Consider the following 15,861-nt stretch of genomic DNA (forward strand, 5'->3'; position numbering starts at 1 on the left):
CAGGCGGCGGCTAATACGCCTCGTGACGCGCCAGCTTTCGGGCCAGCCACCAGCATGCGACGGCGACCGCGGCGCCGACGTAGCCGTCGATTGCATAATGCCAGGCGAGATGCACGGACCCGATCATGGTGACCACGGCGAAGGCGGTCAGAGCCCAGCCTACCCATCGGTTCAGGCCAAACCCGAAAACGGCCATCAGGACCGCCGTCGCAACGTGCATGCTGGGCATGGCGGAAATACCGCTGATGCCGCGACCGTCCCGATAGGCGTCCAGCAGCATCTGGTGCACATCGAGCGCCCAGACAGGGCTGGTTTCGGCAAACTGGTGAAGTGTGCCGACAAGCGGCTTGAAATCTGCGCCGAACCCGAAAAAGTCATAATAAACCGGGCCGACAGACGAAAAGACCGTCGCCATGACGTTGCCGCCGATGGTCCAGGTCAGGACGTAGGCGATCAGGAAGGTATGACGCAGGGCCGGCTGGCCTTTCCAGAAGCAGCACATGAAAACGATGAAGTAGAGAAGAAAGAACCAGAAATGGTAGGCCGCGTTCAGGACGGTCGTCAGAAAGGGCGTGCCGAACACCTGCATCACCAGAACATAAGGATCGTATCCGCCATGCATGGCACGGTCCAATCCGGCAAAAAGCGGGTCCCATGAGAACGGATTCATCACGGGAATGGTTTCCTTGAGAAAGGTAAAGCTGCCGCAGAACACGGAGATCGACAGAAGGGCTGCACCGCCCGCCACCAGGCGTTCCGGATCGAGCAGCGTGTCGCGCGCATCTGCGAGAAACCGTCGTGCAGGGTTCGGGGGGCGGACCCAGATGGCGAGGTGGAAGAAATGCGCAAACATGATCAGGATCATGAAGACCGGCACAAGTACCTTGAAGAGCAGCATTAGGATCGGCACCGCGCTGGCGCGAAAGGGAACCCCGAGAAGCAGGCTGACACCGAGCGCCGACATCACGTGAAAAAGCGACAGTGAGATCAGGACGCGGTGCGTGCTGATGGCGCGGAGGAAGAGGTCGCCTCGCGCAGCAACATTTACAATCGTCGTCATTGAGCGGCCTCCACGCCAGATCTTGAAAAAGCGTGTAGCTGCGTAACAGGGCGTGTGTTTGGCTAGATTTTGCCGATTTGACGGCGGGCCGGGTGAAAGCGTCGGTGAAGGGTCACGAGCGTGCGCTGAAGGAAGGCCGCCGGATCACGCGGCGTCCATGATCAGGCAGGTGGTGCTCCCGGTGGCATAGAGCTTGCCATCGTTCTTGCCGCGCAGTTCACCGACCGCGGTGGCGGTGCGGCGGCCGCCGTGCCGGGTGGTGCCGGTGGCCACCGCGGCCATCCCCATGGGCAGGGCGCGGGTGAGGTTCACCTTGTATTCAAGTGTCGTGTAGACTTGGCCCTTGTCAAGCAGGGTCATCACCGCGCAGGCCATGCAGGAGTCGAGGATCGCGCCGTACCAGCCGCCATGCACGCCGCGCATCGGGTTGAGGGCGCCGAAACCGGGGGTGCCTTCGAACACCACGCGGCCCATATCGGCGGAGAGGGCGGTGAAGCCGAGCGTGGCGCCGATGGGCGGGGCGGTCAGGCGGCCCGCGATCATGTCGCGCATGAAGTCGAGGCCCGAGCGGGACAAGAGCGCGTCCATGTCGGGCATCTGCTCGAGCGATGTGGCGGTGAAGGGGCTGGGCGTGTCTGTCATGGCGGCACGCTAATCCCGGCACCGGGCGTGGACAAGCCCGCCCCCGGCGGCGGGGCATGAAAGCATCACGGCTTTCGCAGGTCGTGGCTGTGATGGAGGGTCCGCATTTTGATGCGCAGAAGGTTTGCGGTGCTTGTCGCGCAGCCTGACAAAGGTCGGCTGTGCGGACATGAAAGGCATTTGATCTAAGGCCCGAGCGCGGAATCAGGCCGCAGGCCCCGCGCCATTGACGGGCCGCCCCCACGGCCCGGCGATTGGGTGAAGTTCGGTGCATCGCTCAATTCTGTTTCGGATTTGGCTTGGATAAAACGCTGCCGAACGACCGTCGGATCGCCGCGCCGCGGCCCGTCAATGGCGCTCGAAGCTATAGATCACACTTGTCTCACCTTGGGCTCGATCCTGACATTCGAGCACGGGTCAAGCACGCGCCGCATTACCTGCGTGCCTGACAGGTGTGCACGAAAAAGCCCCGCCTTCCAGGGAAGGCGGGGTCAGGCTATTGCGACTGCCCCAAGAATGGGGAGGTCACAGGGATCGGGGGTGTATCAGGCGACGTCGCGCAGCGCGACCTTGGGCGTGATGCCGAGCGCGTGACAGACGTCGCGGGTCAGTTCGGGGCGGTTGAGCGTGTAGAAATGCAGGTGCTCGGCCCCGCCGTCGATCAGCTCGCTGCACAGCTCGGTGGCCTGCGCCGTGGCCAGCAGCGTCTCGCGGTCGTCGCGGGCGGCCTTGGTGAACGCCTCGTCGAGCCATGCGGGGATCTTGGTGCCGCAGGCGGCGGCGAAGCGCTTGGTGCCGGCCCAGTTCTCGATCGGCAGGATGCCGGGGGTGATGGGCGCGTCGATGCCCGCAGCGACACAGGCATCGCGGAAGCGGAAGAACGCTTCGGTGTCGAAGAAGAACTGCGTGATCGCCTCGGACGCGCCGGCGTCGATCTTGCGTTTCAGGTAGTCGATATTGGCCTGGGCATCCGCCGCCTCGGGGTGCACCTCGGGATAGGCGCCGACGCGGATCTTGAAGCGGTTCATGTCGGCCAGCGCCGAGATGAGTTCGCAGCTGTCGGCAAAGCCGTCGGGATGGGGCGTGAAACCGTCCGACCCCTTGGGCGGGTCGCCGCGCAGGGCGACGATCTCGTTCACGCCGGCATCGGCAAAGTCCTGGGCGATGGCGAGGGTCTCCTCGCGCGTTGCCTCGACGCAGGTGAGGTGCGCGGCGACGTTGAGGCCGCTGGACTTGTGCAGCGTGGCCACGGCATCGCGCGTGAGTTCGCGGGTGGTGCCGCCGGCACCGTAGGTCACGGAGACGAAGGTGGGGTCCAGCGGCGCCAGTGACTGGACGGTGTCCCAGAGGCGGAACGAGGCCTCCAGCGATTTCGGCGGGAAGAATTCAAAGGAAACGGTGGGGGTGCTCATGACGGATATCCTGCAATCTGTTGTTGGGTCTCTTGTCGCAGGTGCGCGTATGTGAGACAACTTCATAAAATTCATGGTTTGAATGAGGCTGGCTAATATTCATGCATATCGACTTTCGTCATCTGCGCACGATCCGGGCCATTCACCAGGCCGGGGGGCTGGCCCGCGCGGCGGAGCTGTTGCACATCACGCAGTCCGCTTTGTCCCATCAGATCAAGGGTTTGGAGGATCAGGCGGGGGTCGAGCTGTTCGTGCGGCGCTCGAAGCCCTTGAAGCTGTCGGCGGCGGGCCTGCGCCTGTTGCGCGTGGCCGAGAAAGTGCTGCCCGAGGTCGAGGCGCTGGAGGCGGAATTCAGTGGATTGCGGCAGGGAAGCGCGGGGCGGATGCATATCGCCATCGAATGCCACGCCTGTTTCGAATGGCTGTTCCCGGTGCTGGAGCGATTCCGGCAGACCTGGGCGGAGGTGGATATCGACATCCGACCGGGCCTCGCGTTCGACGCGCTGCCGGCGTTGCAGAAGGAAGAGGTCGACCTTGTGGTGTCGTCGGACCCCGAGGACCTCGATGGCGTGATCTTTCAGCCGCTGTTCGACTACGAGCCGCTGTTCGTGGCCTCCAGCCAGCATGTGCTGGCGGCCAAGGATTTCGTCGAGGCGGACGATTTCCGGGACGAGACGCTGATCACCTACCCGGTGGACCGTTCGCGGCTGGATATCTTCACCGAGTTGCTGACCCCCGCCAAGGTCGAGCCGCGCGCGGTGCGGCAGATCGAGCTGACGGCTGTGATCCTGTTGCTGGTGGCGTCGAACCGCGGCGTTGCGGTGCTGCCCGACTGGGTGTTGCGGGAACAGCGGACGAGTTCGGAATACGTCACGCGGCCGGTCACGAAGGATGGTCTGACCAAGCGGCTGTACGCGGCGATCCGCGAGGACGAGGCGGACAAGCCCTACATGGCGCATCTTCTTCGTCTGGCGCGGGAGATTCCGCTGCGGATGCAAAGGCCGGTGGAGACGGTCGCGGAGTGAGCGCGCGATTCCGGTGATGCGGCGCGGGGCCGGGGCCGGTAGGGTGGCGCCGAATCCGATCTGGAGAGTGAAGTGCGATGAAGATTGCGAGTGCGGCCTATCCGATGGACGCGTTGGACAGCTGGCAGGCCTATGCCGACAAGATCGAGGCCTGGGTGGCCGAGGCCGCCGGGCAGGGCGCCAATCTGCTGATGTTCCCCGAATATGCCGCGATGGAGCTGGCGATGCTGGCCGGGCGCGAGGTGGCGACGGACCTGGAGCCGTCACTGCGGGCGGTGTCGGACCGGATGCCCGAGGCCGACGCGCTGCATTCCAGGCTGGCGGGGCAGTACGGCGTGCATATCCTTGGCGGCTCGGCGCCGGTCTTTGACGATGCGCTGGGCTCGCGTCCGGTGAACCGGGCGGCGTTCTTTGGCCCCGGCGGGGGCAAGGGCGTGGTCGACAAGCAGATCATGACCCGCTGGGAACGCGAGCCCATGGCGTGCGTGGGCGGCGGGCCCTTGAAGGTGTTCGACACCGCGCTGGGGCGGGTGGGCGTACTCATTTGTTATGATTGCGAATTTCCGCTTTTGGGGCGTGCGTTACAGGATGTTGATATCCTGCTGGTGCCGTCCTGCACCGAGACGCTGGCCGGGTACTGGCGGGTGCGGATCGGGGCCATGGCCCGCGCGCTGGAGCAGCAATGCGTGAGCGCCATGTCGTCGCTGGTTGGGCCTGCCGACTGGTGCGAGGTCTGCGACGTGAACACCGGCGCGGGTGGCGTATTCGGCCCGCCCGACAGGGGCTTTCCGCCCACGGGCGTGCTGGCCGAGGGCGTGCTGGACGCGCCGGGATGGACCGTGGCGCAGGTCGATCTGGAAAAAATCGCGCAGGTGCGGGCGGATGGCGGGGTGCTGAACCGCACCCACTGGGCGGAGCAGGCGGGCCGTGACGGCGCGCCCACAGTTGAACGGCTGCAATGATATTTGACTTGAAAACCTTGGGGAATAGGGCCATTTAAACGCCTGTCCTGCAACCGGCAGGGCGGAAACCAAGGAGAGACCATGGCCAAGGAAGATACGCTCGAATTTCCAGGTGTCGTGAAGGAACTCCTGCCGAATGCGACATTTCGGGTCGAGCTAGAGAACGGCCATGAGATCATCGCCCACACGGCAGGCAAGATGCGCAAGAACCGCATCCGTGTTCTGGCAGGCGACAAGGTTCAGGTGGAAATGACACCTTACGATCTGACCAAGGGTCGGATCAACTACCGCTTCAAATAGCGCGAACCGCAGGTTTGCGCAGCCCCAAGCTCATCCTTGGGTCCGGTAGCCCGCGACGCCGAGATCTGCTGGCGCAGATCGGTGTCGTGGCAGATGACGTGCGCCCGCCGGATATCGACGAGACCCCCGAAAAGGCCGAACTGCCGCGCCCCTATTGCGTGCGCATGGCGCGGGAAAAGGCCTTGGCCGTCGAGGCCGGGACCGACGATATCGTCCTCTCTGCCGATACGACCGTGGCGCTGGGCCGGCGCATCCTGGGCAAGCCCGCGGATGCAGGCGAGGCCGAGGCGTTCCTGCGCAAGATGTCGGGGCGGCGGCACAAGGTGGTCACGGCAGTGGCCGTGCGGCGCGGTGACCGCATTTGGGAGCGCGACGTCGTCAGTGACGTCAAGATGAAGCGGCTGGATGACGACGAGATCGCGTTCTACCTGGCCAGCGGCGATTGGCAGGGCAAGGCCGGGGCCTATGGCATCCAAGGACCTGCGGGCGCGTTCATTCCGTGGATCCAGGGATCGTTCACGGCCGTTGTGGGCTTGCCGTTGAAGGAAACGGCGGGGCTGCTTCTGGCGGCCGGGTATCCGGTCTGGAAAGGGAAAACATGAAGGGACGCGTGGTGGCGCTGGGCCAGCTGGGCGCATTCGAGGCGGCGGCGCTGATGGAGGATGGCGTACTGTCCGACCTGCTGGTGGACACCGACCAGCCGCGCCCGGGCACGATTTATCGCGCCGTGATCGAGCGGCCGGTGAAGGGGCAGGGTGGGCTCTTCGTGCGCACGCCTGACGGCAATGGGTTCCTGCGCCAGGTCAAGGGGATGAGTGCTGGGGGCACGGTTCTGGTGCAGGTGACGGGCTATGCCGAGCCGGGCAAGGCGATCCCGGTCACGGCCAAGGTGCTGTTCAAGAGCCGCTTTGCGATCGTGACGCCCGGCGCGCCGGGGATCAACGTGTCGCGGGCGATCAAGGACGACGACCTGCAGGACCGGCTGATGCTGATCGGCAAGGACGTGATGGCGGGCGACGACAACGGCCTGATCCTGCGCTCGGCCTGCGAGAGCGCGGACGAGGACGCCGTGGCCGAGGACGTGGCGCGCATGGCCGAGTTGGCCCGCGCGGTCATGGCCGACGCGAGCGGCAAGCCGGAGAAACTGGTCGAGGGGTCAGGGCCGCACGAGTTGGCCTGGCGCGACTGGCCGGAGCCGGAGATCTGGGACGAGGACGGGCAGGCGTTCGCGCATCACGGGGTGTTGGATGCGGTCGAGACGCTGGGCTCTCCGCGCGAGGACCTGCCGGGCGGCGCCAGCATTTATGTCGAGCCGACACGGGCGCTGGTCGCGGTGGATGTGAACGCGGGCGGCGACACCTCGCCGGCAGCAAGCGTGAAAGCCAACATGGCCGCCGCGCGGGCCTTGCCGAGGGCCTTGCGGCTGCGGGGGCTTGGAGGGCAGGTGGTGCTGGACCTGGCGCCGATGCCGAAGAAGGACCGCAAGACGTTCGAGGCCGCCCTGCGCGCTGCGTTCCGCCGCGACACGGTGGAGACGGCCCTTGTGGGATGGACGCCCCTTGGGCACTATGAGTTGCAACGAAAGCGCGACAGGCTGCCGCTGCCGAAAGGTGTGATATGAGTTGCCCGATTTGCGGGGAAGACACGGTGAAGAAATACCGCCCCTTCTGTTCCGAACGCTGCGCCAACCGTGATCTAGGCGCGTGGCTTCGCGGGGATTATGCCATACCTTCCAGCCGGTTGGACGATGCAGAGGAGGTCGCCGACGCACTGGAAGAGGCGCAGGACGCGGGCTCGGGAAAACCCCACTGAAAAGTGGCAAAAACCCACTGGACAGTCGCGTGGCCCTCGCCTAGAAAGCCGGAACCCGAACGGTGCGCCCGTTCACCCGTGCCCGGGTAGCTCAGGGGTAGAGCAGTGGATTGAAAATCCTCGTGTCGGTGGTTCGATTCCGCCCCCGGGCACCACTTCTTCCAGATTTGGCAGAATGATATGCTCATTGGTCGCGTCGCGTGGCAATTGGCGTGTCATGGATGTGAAAACGGCCCCCGCAGTGCGGAGGCCGTTTGAGAGGGCCAGCCGAGTTTCGGCTCGGTATCAGCCGTAGATCAGCCTGGGCAGCCAGGTGATGATCTGCGGGAAGACCATGCAGAGCGCCAGCCCGACGATTTGCAGAAACAGGAAGGGCAGGGCGGATTTGAAGATGTCCGTCATCGGGATTTCCGGCGGCGCCACCCCGCGCAGGTAGAAGAGCGCGTAGCCGAAGGGCGGCGACAGGAAGCTCATCTGCATGTTCACGAGGTAGAGCACGCCGAACCACAGAACCAGATCCTCGGGGCTGTCGAGGCCGAAGGCGGCGGCGCCCAAGGCCTTGATGATCGGCACGAAGATCGGCACGCAAAGGAGCAGGATGCCGACCCAGTCGAGGAACATGCCCAGGATCACCAGCAGGATCTGCATCAGGATCAGGATGCCCCAGGGGCCAAGGCCGGTGGCCGCCAGCGCGTCCTGCACGAATTGCTGCCCGCCTTCCAGAACGTAGAGGCCGACGAAGATCGTGGCGCCGAACATGATCCAGATGACCATGGCCGAGGCCTTGAGCGTCGTGGTGCAGGCCTCGCGGATGGTGGGCCAGTCGAGTTTGCGGTGGATGGCGGCGACGATGAATGCGCCGAAGGTGCCGATGCCGGCGGCCTCGACCGGGGTGGCGACGCCGGAAAAGATGATGCCCAGCACCACCGCGACCAGCGTGATGGGCGCGGCCATCTTGCCGATGAGCTGCATCTTTTCGCGGTTCGACACGCGTTCCTCGACCGGGATGGCAGGGCCGAGGGCCGGATTGATGTAGCTGCGCACGACGACGTAGGCGATATACATGCTCGAGAGCATCAGGCCCGGGATGACCGCGCCGATGAAAAGCTCGCCCACCGATTGTTCGGCCACCACCGCGTAGATGATCGCAAGGATCGACGGCGGAATCAGGATGCCCAGCGTGCCACCGGCCATGATCGAGCCCATGGCGATCTTGGGGTCGTAGTGACGTTTCAGCATCGCCGGCAGGGCGATGATGCCCATGGTCACGACCGCCGCGCCGATCACGCCGACCATGGCGGCGAGGATCGTGGAGGCGATGATCGTGGCCGCGGCCAGCCCGCCCTTCAGCCCGCCCATGACCTTGTAGATCACGTCGAACATGTCGTTGATGATGCCTGCCCTTTCCAGCATGGCAGCCATGAAGATGAAGAGCGGGATCGCCGAGAGCTGATAATTGGTCATCAGCGGGAAGATACGGCTTGGCACGATGTTGAGCGCGCGTTCATCCCCGAGGATGAACAGGAACACGCAGGCCAGGCCGCCGGTGACGAAGGCCAGTGGCAGGCCCGCCATGAGCAGCGCCAGAAGGCTGCCGAACATGATGAGCGTGAGCCACGCGATGTCGATTTCAATACCCATGAGCCTCAGTTCCCCCGTGCGATTTCACGGATGTCTTTCGACAGTTTCGAGATGCCTTGCAGGACGAGCAGCAGCCCGCCCATCACCATGACCCATTTCATCGGCCAGAGCGGCACTTCCCATTCGTTGAAGCTGATCTCGCCCCAGCGGATATTGGGATCGGTCCACTGGTTCAGGCCGAAGCCCGAGACCATCTCGCCAAAGGTGATCTGGCCGCGTGCCCAGTCGGAGACGACCGCGTTGCCGGAGGGCACGGCGATGGCGTCCATGGCGAAGATCCATGAGGTGACCAAGAGCGTGCCGGCGAAGATGAAGAAGAAGATCGAGGTCAGCAGGTCGACCCACGCCTTGTTCTTTTTCCGCATCGGGGCATAGAAGATATCCACGCGCACATGGGTTTCGGTGAGCATCGCGTAGGCGCCGGCGATCAGGTACTGCATCCCGAACATCAGGTACATCGCCTCGTGCGCCCAGTTGGTGGGCGAGCCGAAGACGTAGCGGGCCAGAACCTCGTAATAATAGACGAAGACGGCGATGACGGCCCAGTAGGCCACGAATTCGCCGCAGAAGAGCGATAGGCGGTCGATCCAGTTCTCGGCGTAGTCGCTGTCGTGCTTGGGGCCTTCTTCCTGCTCGTGGGCGGCGAGGGCCTTTTCGGTCTCGGACACCTCCTCGGGCGGGATCTTTTCATTGGCGCGACGCACCAGCATGGGCATCAGCAGAAGGTCGATCGCCAGAAGCGCCAGAAGCGCGTAGAAGCCATAGCCCGCGGCATTGTCCCACCAGGCGCGGGTACGGAACGCCTCGATCTGTTGCGGGCGGATCTCTTCCAGCGTGGTCTGGGCTTCTTCGAGGCGGGCGGCCCCGCTGTCGAGCGTGTCCTTCGCCCGGTCCAGGCGGCGCTCGGCGGCGCGCTGGGTAAAGCTGCCATCCTCGGCCTCGTCATAGGCGGCCTGAAGGTCGGGCAGTTCGGCGCGGGCCTCTTCGACGCGGCCCTGTTCGCGGTCGATCACCCTTTGGGCCACGCGCAGCTCGTTGTCGAAGCCCGACAGGATCGTGCGTGCGTCCTGCGTCTGCGCGTTGGCGTAGAGGATGAACAGGAAGATCGGGATGAAGACCAGGCCCCACAGGCTTTTGAGATAAAAGCGGTGCAGGCCGAGGATGCCGCCGGTGACGGCGATCATGTAGGCCAGCGGCAGGGTATAGCGTTTCTCTTCGGGCTGTGGTCGGCGCGACAGGATCATCGCGATGATGGGAAAGACGATCAGTCCCACCCAGTACAGCCAATGCGGCAGCGTGAAGCTGAGCCCCGGCATTGCGGTCCTCACTCGTTGAAAGCGTTGGAAAATGCCGCCCGGGAGTATGAGACACCCGGGCGGCGGATGGGTCGGGGGATCAGAGCTTGAGCTCGAGTCCCTCGGTCAGGGCCGGGTCGACATAGCCCAGCGAACCGGACTGCATGTAATCAAGCTGAATCTTGAACACGCGTGCGGCCTGCGGATCGCGGTTGGCGTAGTCGAACCAGATCGGCACGGCGACCTCGGTCATCAGGGCCACGTCGTCCTGGCTGAGGCGGGTGACCTCGGTGCCGTCTGCCTCGAACTTTTCCCAGGCTTCCTGGTCGGCGGCCTGGATCGCGGCGTGGTGCATGTCGGAATAGACGTGGGTTTCCATCTCGACGAATTGCTTCATCTCGGGCGAGAGGGCCTCCCACGCGTCCATGCCCACGGTGATGTCCATGGTGTCGACCGGTTGGTAGAGCGACATGAAGCCCGGAGGGCCCATGACGATGTAGTCGGTGACCTGGCTGAAGCCGAGGGCATAGTTCACGGCGGGACCCACATAGTCGGCCACGTCGATGGTGCCCTTTTCCAGCGCCGGGAAGATTTCCGAGCCGGGCAGAACGGTGGTCTCGGCGCCGATCTCGTTGAAGATCTCGGCGACCATGCCGCCGGGCAGACGCATCTTGCGGCCCGCGAAGTCGTCGATCGAGCGGATCGGAACCTTGGAGTGGATGATGTTCGGGCCGTGGTGCACGGGGCCGACGAAATGCAGGCCTTGCGCCGCGTAAAGTTCGCGCGCGATGTCGATGCCGCCAAGGCCATAGTAGAACACGTCAAATTCATGCGGGTTGCGCATGCCGAGCGGGATGGACGTCAGGAACGTCGCCGCCGGAATGATGCCCTGGGCGTAGATGGTGAAGGGGTTCACGGCCTCCAGAACGCCGTTCTTCACCGCGTCGTAAAGCTGGAAGTCGCCCACGACGTCATTGGCGCCGAAGGGTTGGAACGTCAGTTCGCCGCCGGTTTTCTCGGCGATGGTGCCGCACCAGTCGCGGAAGATCTGAAGCCCGGCGCCGCCGGGCCAGCTTGTCTGGATTTTCCAGGTCGTGCCGTTGGCCTGTGCGCCCGCAACATGGGGCGCGGCCAGAGTGGCGGCACCCGCACCGGCAATCGTGCGCAGCGCGTTGCGCCGCGTGGTCAGTTTGTTGGTCATGTATTTCCTCCCATTCGTGCCGGTCCTGTATTTTCAGGTTTCCGACGCGTCCGAGCGTAATGGCAAACCGGCAAATTGGTAAAGTGATTTTTCCAATATGTGGTAAAGGCCCACTATGTCCGGCCTTGAAAACAAGGTCTGGCGCGCGGTCCGGAGGGGACGCCTCGGCCTTCGGGCCGATTATTCCGCCCGGTGGCAGGCGACGCGGGTCTGGCCCAGAAGGCGCATCTCGGGGCGTTCTTTGCTGCACCTGTCGATGGCGATGGGGCAGCGTGGATGAAAGGCGCAGCCCGACGGCGGGTTGATCGCGTCGGGGATTTCGCCCTTGGGGGGATCGACCTCGCGCCCGAAGGCATCCATGCGGGGGGCGGCGTCGAAGAGCATCTGGGTGTAGGGATGCTTGGGGTCGGTGAAGAGCGCGTCGCGCGGCGCTTCCTCGACCAGGCGGCCAAGGTAGAGCACGCCGATGCGGTCGGCCATGTGGCGCACCACGGTCAGGTCGTGGCTGATGAAAAGATAGGTCAGTCCGAATTCCTCGCGCAGGTCGGACATGAGGTTCAGGACCTGGCTTTGCACCGAGACGTCGAGCGCCGAGGTGGGCTCGTCGCAGACGATGATCTTGGGTTCGGACGCCAGCGCGCGGGCGATGCAGATCCGCTGGCGCTGACCGCCCGAGAATTCGTGCGGGTACTTGGAGGCGTCGGCGGCGGAGAGGCCGACCTGCTCCAGCAGGCGTTCGGCCAGTCCGGCGGTGTCGCCGCCCTTGGCCGCGACGGGTTCGGCGATGATGTCGCGCACCCGCCAGCGTGGGTTGAGCGAAGCGAAGGGATCCTGGAATATCATCTGGATCTCGTCGCGCACCGCTTCGATCTTGGCGGCGTCGGTCTCGGTCGCCAGATCGGTGTCGTTGATCTTCACGCTGCCCTCGGAGGGCGGGGTGAGGCCGACGACAATCTTGCCGATGGTGGACTTGCCAGAGCCGCTTTCGCCGACGAGGGCATAGACGCTGTTTTCCTCGATATCGAAGGAGACGTCGGAGACAGCCGTCAGATACGCCTTGTTCAGCCGCTCGATCACGCGGTTGAGCCACGGTTTCGAGACGTCGAAGCGGCGGGTGAGGTTGCGGATGGAGATCAGGGCGCTCATGCGACGGTGTCCTCCTTTTGCGTGGTGCCGAGCGGGAACCAGCAGGCCGCGCGGCCGTCGCAGGCCTCGATGCTGGGGCCGGGCTCTCGGCGGCACTTGTCCTGCGCATATTCGCAGCGCGGGTGGAAGGCGCAGCCGTCGGGCAGGGCGCCAAGGCGGGGCATGGCGCCGGGGATCTGTTTCAGGCGCTTCTGCCCCACGCTGGCCAGCGGGGTCGAGGCCATGAGGCCCGCGGTATAGGGATGGTGGGCGTTGGTGATGACCTCGCGTACCGGGCCAAGTTCGGCCAGGCGGCCGGCATACATGACGGCGACGCGGTCGGCGGCCTCGGCGATGACGCCCATGTCGTGGGTGACCAGCATGACGGCCACGCCGCGTTCGCGGCAGAGGCGTTTCAGCAGCGCCACGATCTGGGCCTGGACCGAGACGTCGAGCGCGGTGGTGGGCTCGTCGGCGATGACCAGTTCGGGCTCGGCGCAGAGAGCGAGGGCGATGACGACGCGCTGGCGCATGCCGCCGGAAAACTCGTGCGGGTAGCTGCCGATGCGGGCGGAGGCGGCGGGGATGCCGACCTCGTCCAGCGCCGCGATGGCGCGTTTGCGGGCCTCGTCCTGCCCGACGTTCAGGTGCTCGGTGATGGTCTCGGTCAGTTGGTCGCCGATGGTCAGGAGCGGGTTGAGCGATGTCAGCGGGTCTTGAAAGATCATGCCCATATGCTTGCCCCGCAGGCGGCGCAGCTTGCTGCGCGGGATGTCGTGGATGGGCTCGCCTTTCAGCAGCACCTCGCCGCCGGTGATGCGGGCGGGCGGGTCCAGCAGGCCGATCACGGCGTTGCCGGTCATGGATTTGCCCGCGCCGGATTCGCCCACCACGCCCAGGATCTCGCCCGCGCGGATGTCATAGCTGACCTGATCCACTGGGCGCAGGATGCCGTGGCGCGTGGGGATTTCCACGGTCAGGTCGCGAACGGAAAGGACGGGCGTGTCGGTCATGCGGTGCTGCCTTTTGCGATCTGCCGTGCCTGTTGTGCGGCGCGGACTGCCTTAAAAGCGGGCGATATTTTGCAATTGCAGCACTTTTGCTGCGGTGCGGCGTGGTTTTGGTGTGGCGTCGTGGGACTCCGCGTTAATCTGGGAGCAACCGAAGTCAGGGAGGAATATCGAGCAAAGAAAGGAGGCCATGCATGTGCCTTTCCAATGAAGCTTTTGCCTTGTTCCTCAACATGATCGGTACGGGCATTTTCACGATCGAGGGCGCGACCGTGACGGTCCATGCCACCGAGGGTGATGTCACCTGGCACGAGGTGGTCGATGAATGGTGCACCGCCGCGCCTTACACCGAAGCGCGGTTGCCGTTTACGACCGCGCCCCTGAAGCAGCCCTTCACCATGCGCTGAAAGCGATTCGGTCATCTCAGCCTCGGGTTCAATGCGTCGCGCAGCCAGTCGCCCAGCAGGTTGATCGACAGCGCCAGCGCCAGCAGGGTGCCGGCGGGGAAGAGCAGGATCCACCATTCGCCGGAGAACATGAACTCCTGTCCGATGCGGATGAGCGTGCCGAGCGAGGGTTTCGTGGGCGGGGCGCCGACGCCGAGGAAGCTGAGCGTGGCCTCGGCGATGATGGCGAGGGCCAGCGAAATCGTGGCGATGACCAGCACCGGGTTGAGCACGTTGGGCAGGATATGCTTGAGCATGATGATGATGGGCGAGCGGCCGATCAGGCGGGCGGCCTGGACATATTCCTTGTTCTTTTCCACCAGAGTCGTGCCGCGCACGACGCGGGCGAACTGCACCCAATCGGACAGGCCGATGGCGAGGATCAGCACCCAGAGCGCCATCTGGTCGCGATAGGCGGGCGGCGTGATGCCCTTGGCGATGCCGAAGATCAGCATGGCCACAAGGATCGCCGGGAAGGTCAGCTGCACATCGGCGATGCGCATGATGATCGTTTCGGTCCAGCCGCCGACATAGCCCGCGATCAGCCCCAGCGTGATGCCGATCAGCATGGCGAGGAAGACCGCCGCGAAACCCACGAAAAGCGAGATGCGCATCCCGTAGAGGATGGTCGAAAAGACGTCGCGGCCCTGGTCGTCGGTGCCAAGCAGGAAGGTGTCGCCGGTGAAGGCGTTCGCCTCGCCCGGCGGCGTGAAGCCGTTCATCAGGTTCAGCGAGGCCGGGTTGAACGGGTCAAACGGCGCGATGAGCGGTGCGAATACGGCCGAAAGGATCAGGATCAGCACCACCGCGAAGGAGGCGATGGCCACCGGCGCGTGCCGGAAGGACCACATGAAATCGCTTTCCCAGATGCGGCGGAAGCGGCTGTCGCGCACTTTCGGCGCCGGGGTCGTGACGGGTGCATCGGTCATCAGTGGCCTCCTGCAGCGCTGCGATCGACGCGCAGGCGCGGGTCGATGGCGAAATAGAGCATGTCGACGATGAGGTTGATGCCCACGAACATGACCGAGATCATCATCAGGTAGGCGGCCATCACGGGGATGTCGACGAACTGGATCGCGTTGATGAAGAGCAGGCCGACGCCGGGCCACTGGAACACGGTTTCCGTGATGATGGCGAAGGCGATGATGGAGCCCAGCTGAAGCCCCGTGATGGTGATGACGGGCACCAGCGTGTTCTTCAGCGCGTGGCGGAAGTTGATCGAGCGTTCGCGGATGCCGCGGGCGCGGGCGAAGCGGATATAGTCCATGCGCAGTACCTCGAGCATCTCGGTGCGCACCAGCCGCATGATCAGGGTCATCTGGTAGAGACCCAGTGTGATCGCGGGCAGGATGAGCGCCTGAAGCCCGGATTTGGTCAGGAACCCGGTGGACCAGCCGTTGACGAAGGTCACCTCGCCGCGCCCGAAACTGGGCAGCCAGCCAAGCTCGACCGAGAAGACGTAGATCAGCAGGATGCCGATCAGGAAGGTGGGCAGGGAGACCCCTATGAGAGAGGCGGTCATGATGATGTTGGCCGAGATCCCGCGCCTTCGGATCGCGGTGTAGATGCCAAGCCCGATGCCGCCGATGAGCGCAAGAAGCCCCGAGACGAAGGCAAGTTCCAGCGTGGCGGGCAGGCGTTCGATCAGGATGTCGGCCACGGGCCGGCCCTGCCGGTAGCTGAGGCCGAAATTGCCCTGAACGGCGTTGGTCAGGAACTTGTAGTATTGCACGGCGAAATTCTGATCGAGGCCGAGTTCGGAGCGCAGACGCTCTATATCGGCGACGGTGCGTTCCTGTCCCAGCATGTTATCGACCGGATCGCCGACGAAGCGGAACATGGCGAAGGCCACGAGGCCCACCACGAGTAGCACGAGCACGGACTGGGCCACGCGCCGGATGATGTAAGCTAGCATTTTTTGCCCCCGAAG

The 15,861-nt window shown here is 64.5% G+C and carries 17 protein-coding genes and 1 tRNA gene; 8 read left to right on the forward strand and 10 right to left on the reverse strand.

Annotated elements, in window-relative coordinates:
* Window positions 1-10: 10 nt before the first annotated feature.
* The 3 genes from C2I35_RS06810 to metF form a co-directional block, all read right to left on the reverse strand.
* Window positions 11-1,060 carry a phosphatase PAP2 family protein gene (locus C2I35_RS06810; protein ID WP_103762264.1) on the reverse strand — a complete coding sequence of 350 codons (1,050 nt, stop codon included), beginning with the start codon at window positions 1,058-1,060 and terminating at the stop codon, window positions 11-13.
* 144 nt (window positions 1,061-1,204) lie between these two features.
* Window positions 1,205-1,702 carry a PaaI family thioesterase gene (locus C2I35_RS06815; RefSeq protein WP_103762265.1) on the reverse strand — a complete coding sequence of 166 codons (498 nt, stop codon included), beginning with the start codon at window positions 1,700-1,702 and terminating at the stop codon, window positions 1,205-1,207.
* A gap of 545 nt (window positions 1,703-2,247) precedes the next feature.
* Window positions 2,248-3,114, reverse strand: coding sequence for a methylenetetrahydrofolate reductase [NAD(P)H] (gene metF, locus C2I35_RS06820; protein ID WP_103762266.1), 867 nt, complete (start codon window positions 3,112-3,114; stop codon window positions 2,248-2,250).
* 101 nt (window positions 3,115-3,215) lie between these two features.
* On the opposite strand from metF, the gene C2I35_RS06825 reads away from it, so the two are divergent.
* From C2I35_RS06825 to C2I35_RS06855, 7 genes are all read left to right on the forward strand, one after another.
* Window positions 3,216-4,139, forward strand: coding sequence for a LysR family transcriptional regulator (locus C2I35_RS06825; protein WP_103762267.1), 924 nt, complete (start codon window positions 3,216-3,218; stop codon window positions 4,137-4,139).
* Between the two features lie 77 nt (window positions 4,140-4,216).
* The gene (locus C2I35_RS06830) at window positions 4,217-5,101 is read left to right on the forward strand and encodes a carbon-nitrogen hydrolase family protein (protein ID WP_103762268.1); all 885 of its coding nucleotides are present in this window, start codon (window positions 4,217-4,219) and stop codon (window positions 5,099-5,101) included.
* 81 nt (window positions 5,102-5,182) lie between these two features.
* Window positions 5,183-5,401: a translation initiation factor IF-1 gene (gene infA, locus C2I35_RS06835; RefSeq protein WP_005978431.1), complete on the forward strand. Its 219-nt coding sequence runs from the start codon at window positions 5,183-5,185 to the stop codon at window positions 5,399-5,401.
* A gap of 14 nt (window positions 5,402-5,415) precedes the next feature.
* Window positions 5,416-6,003 (forward strand): Maf family protein, encoded by a 588-nt coding sequence (locus C2I35_RS06840; RefSeq protein ID WP_103762269.1) that lies wholly within the window; start codon window positions 5,416-5,418, stop codon window positions 6,001-6,003.
* On the forward strand, window positions 6,000-7,022 hold the full coding sequence (locus C2I35_RS06845; RefSeq protein ID WP_103762270.1) for a ribonuclease E/G: 1,023 nt from the start codon (window positions 6,000-6,002) through the stop codon (window positions 7,020-7,022). Before C2I35_RS06840 ends, C2I35_RS06845 begins: the two co-directional genes overlap by 4 nt.
* The gene (locus C2I35_RS06850; RefSeq protein WP_103762271.1) at window positions 7,019-7,213 is read left to right on the forward strand and encodes a DNA gyrase inhibitor YacG; all 195 of its coding nucleotides are present in this window, start codon (window positions 7,019-7,021) and stop codon (window positions 7,211-7,213) included. The genes C2I35_RS06845 and C2I35_RS06850 overlap by 4 nt, the downstream gene beginning before the upstream one ends.
* Window positions 7,214-7,293: 80 nt before the next feature.
* Window positions 7,294-7,368, forward strand: a tRNA-Phe gene (locus C2I35_RS06855).
* A 130-nt stretch (window positions 7,369-7,498) separates the two neighbouring features.
* Here the strand turns inward: C2I35_RS06855 and C2I35_RS06860 are convergent.
* The 5 genes from C2I35_RS06860 to C2I35_RS06880 form a co-directional block, all read right to left on the reverse strand.
* Complete coding sequence (locus C2I35_RS06860) at window positions 7,499-8,854, reverse strand: TRAP transporter large permease (protein WP_103762272.1); 1,356 nt, start codon at window positions 8,852-8,854, stop codon at window positions 7,499-7,501.
* 5 nt (window positions 8,855-8,859) lie between these two features.
* Entirely contained in the window at window positions 8,860-10,170 is a 1,311-nt protein-coding gene (locus C2I35_RS06865; protein ID WP_103762273.1) for a TRAP transporter small permease subunit, read from the reverse strand.
* A 79-nt stretch (window positions 10,171-10,249) separates the two neighbouring features.
* The gene (gene dctP, locus C2I35_RS06870) at window positions 10,250-11,350 is read right to left on the reverse strand and encodes a TRAP transporter substrate-binding protein DctP (protein ID WP_103762274.1); all 1,101 of its coding nucleotides are present in this window, start codon (window positions 11,348-11,350) and stop codon (window positions 10,250-10,252) included.
* 180 nt (window positions 11,351-11,530) lie between these two features.
* Window positions 11,531-12,496 carry an ABC transporter ATP-binding protein gene (locus C2I35_RS06875; protein WP_103762275.1) on the reverse strand — a complete coding sequence of 322 codons (966 nt, stop codon included), beginning with the start codon at window positions 12,494-12,496 and terminating at the stop codon, window positions 11,531-11,533.
* The gene (locus tag C2I35_RS06880) at window positions 12,493-13,488 is read right to left on the reverse strand and encodes an ABC transporter ATP-binding protein (RefSeq protein ID WP_103762276.1); all 996 of its coding nucleotides are present in this window, start codon (window positions 13,486-13,488) and stop codon (window positions 12,493-12,495) included. Before C2I35_RS06880 ends, C2I35_RS06875 begins: the two co-directional genes overlap by 4 nt.
* 191 nt (window positions 13,489-13,679) lie before the next feature.
* Here C2I35_RS06880 and C2I35_RS06885 point away from each other — a divergent pair, with 191 nt between their 5' ends.
* Window positions 13,680-13,892 (forward strand): hypothetical protein, encoded by a 213-nt coding sequence (locus C2I35_RS06885; RefSeq protein ID WP_103762277.1) that lies wholly within the window; start codon window positions 13,680-13,682, stop codon window positions 13,890-13,892.
* Between the two features lie 11 nt (window positions 13,893-13,903).
* On the opposite strand, the gene C2I35_RS06890 is transcribed toward C2I35_RS06885, so the two are convergent.
* Window positions 13,904-14,860: an ABC transporter permease gene (locus C2I35_RS06890; protein ID WP_103762278.1), complete on the reverse strand. Its 957-nt coding sequence runs from the start codon at window positions 14,858-14,860 to the stop codon at window positions 13,904-13,906.
* On the reverse strand, window positions 14,860-15,846 hold the full coding sequence (locus C2I35_RS06895) for an ABC transporter permease (protein WP_103762279.1): 987 nt from the start codon (window positions 15,844-15,846) through the stop codon (window positions 14,860-14,862). The genes C2I35_RS06890 and C2I35_RS06895 overlap by 1 nt, the downstream gene beginning before the upstream one ends.
* Between the last annotated feature and the right edge of the window lie 15 nt (window positions 15,847-15,861).

Origin of the sequence: Roseovarius confluentis (assembly GCF_002917925.1) — a bacterium.
GTDB classification, from domain to species: domain Bacteria; phylum Pseudomonadota; class Alphaproteobacteria; order Rhodobacterales; family Rhodobacteraceae; genus Roseovarius; species Roseovarius confluentis.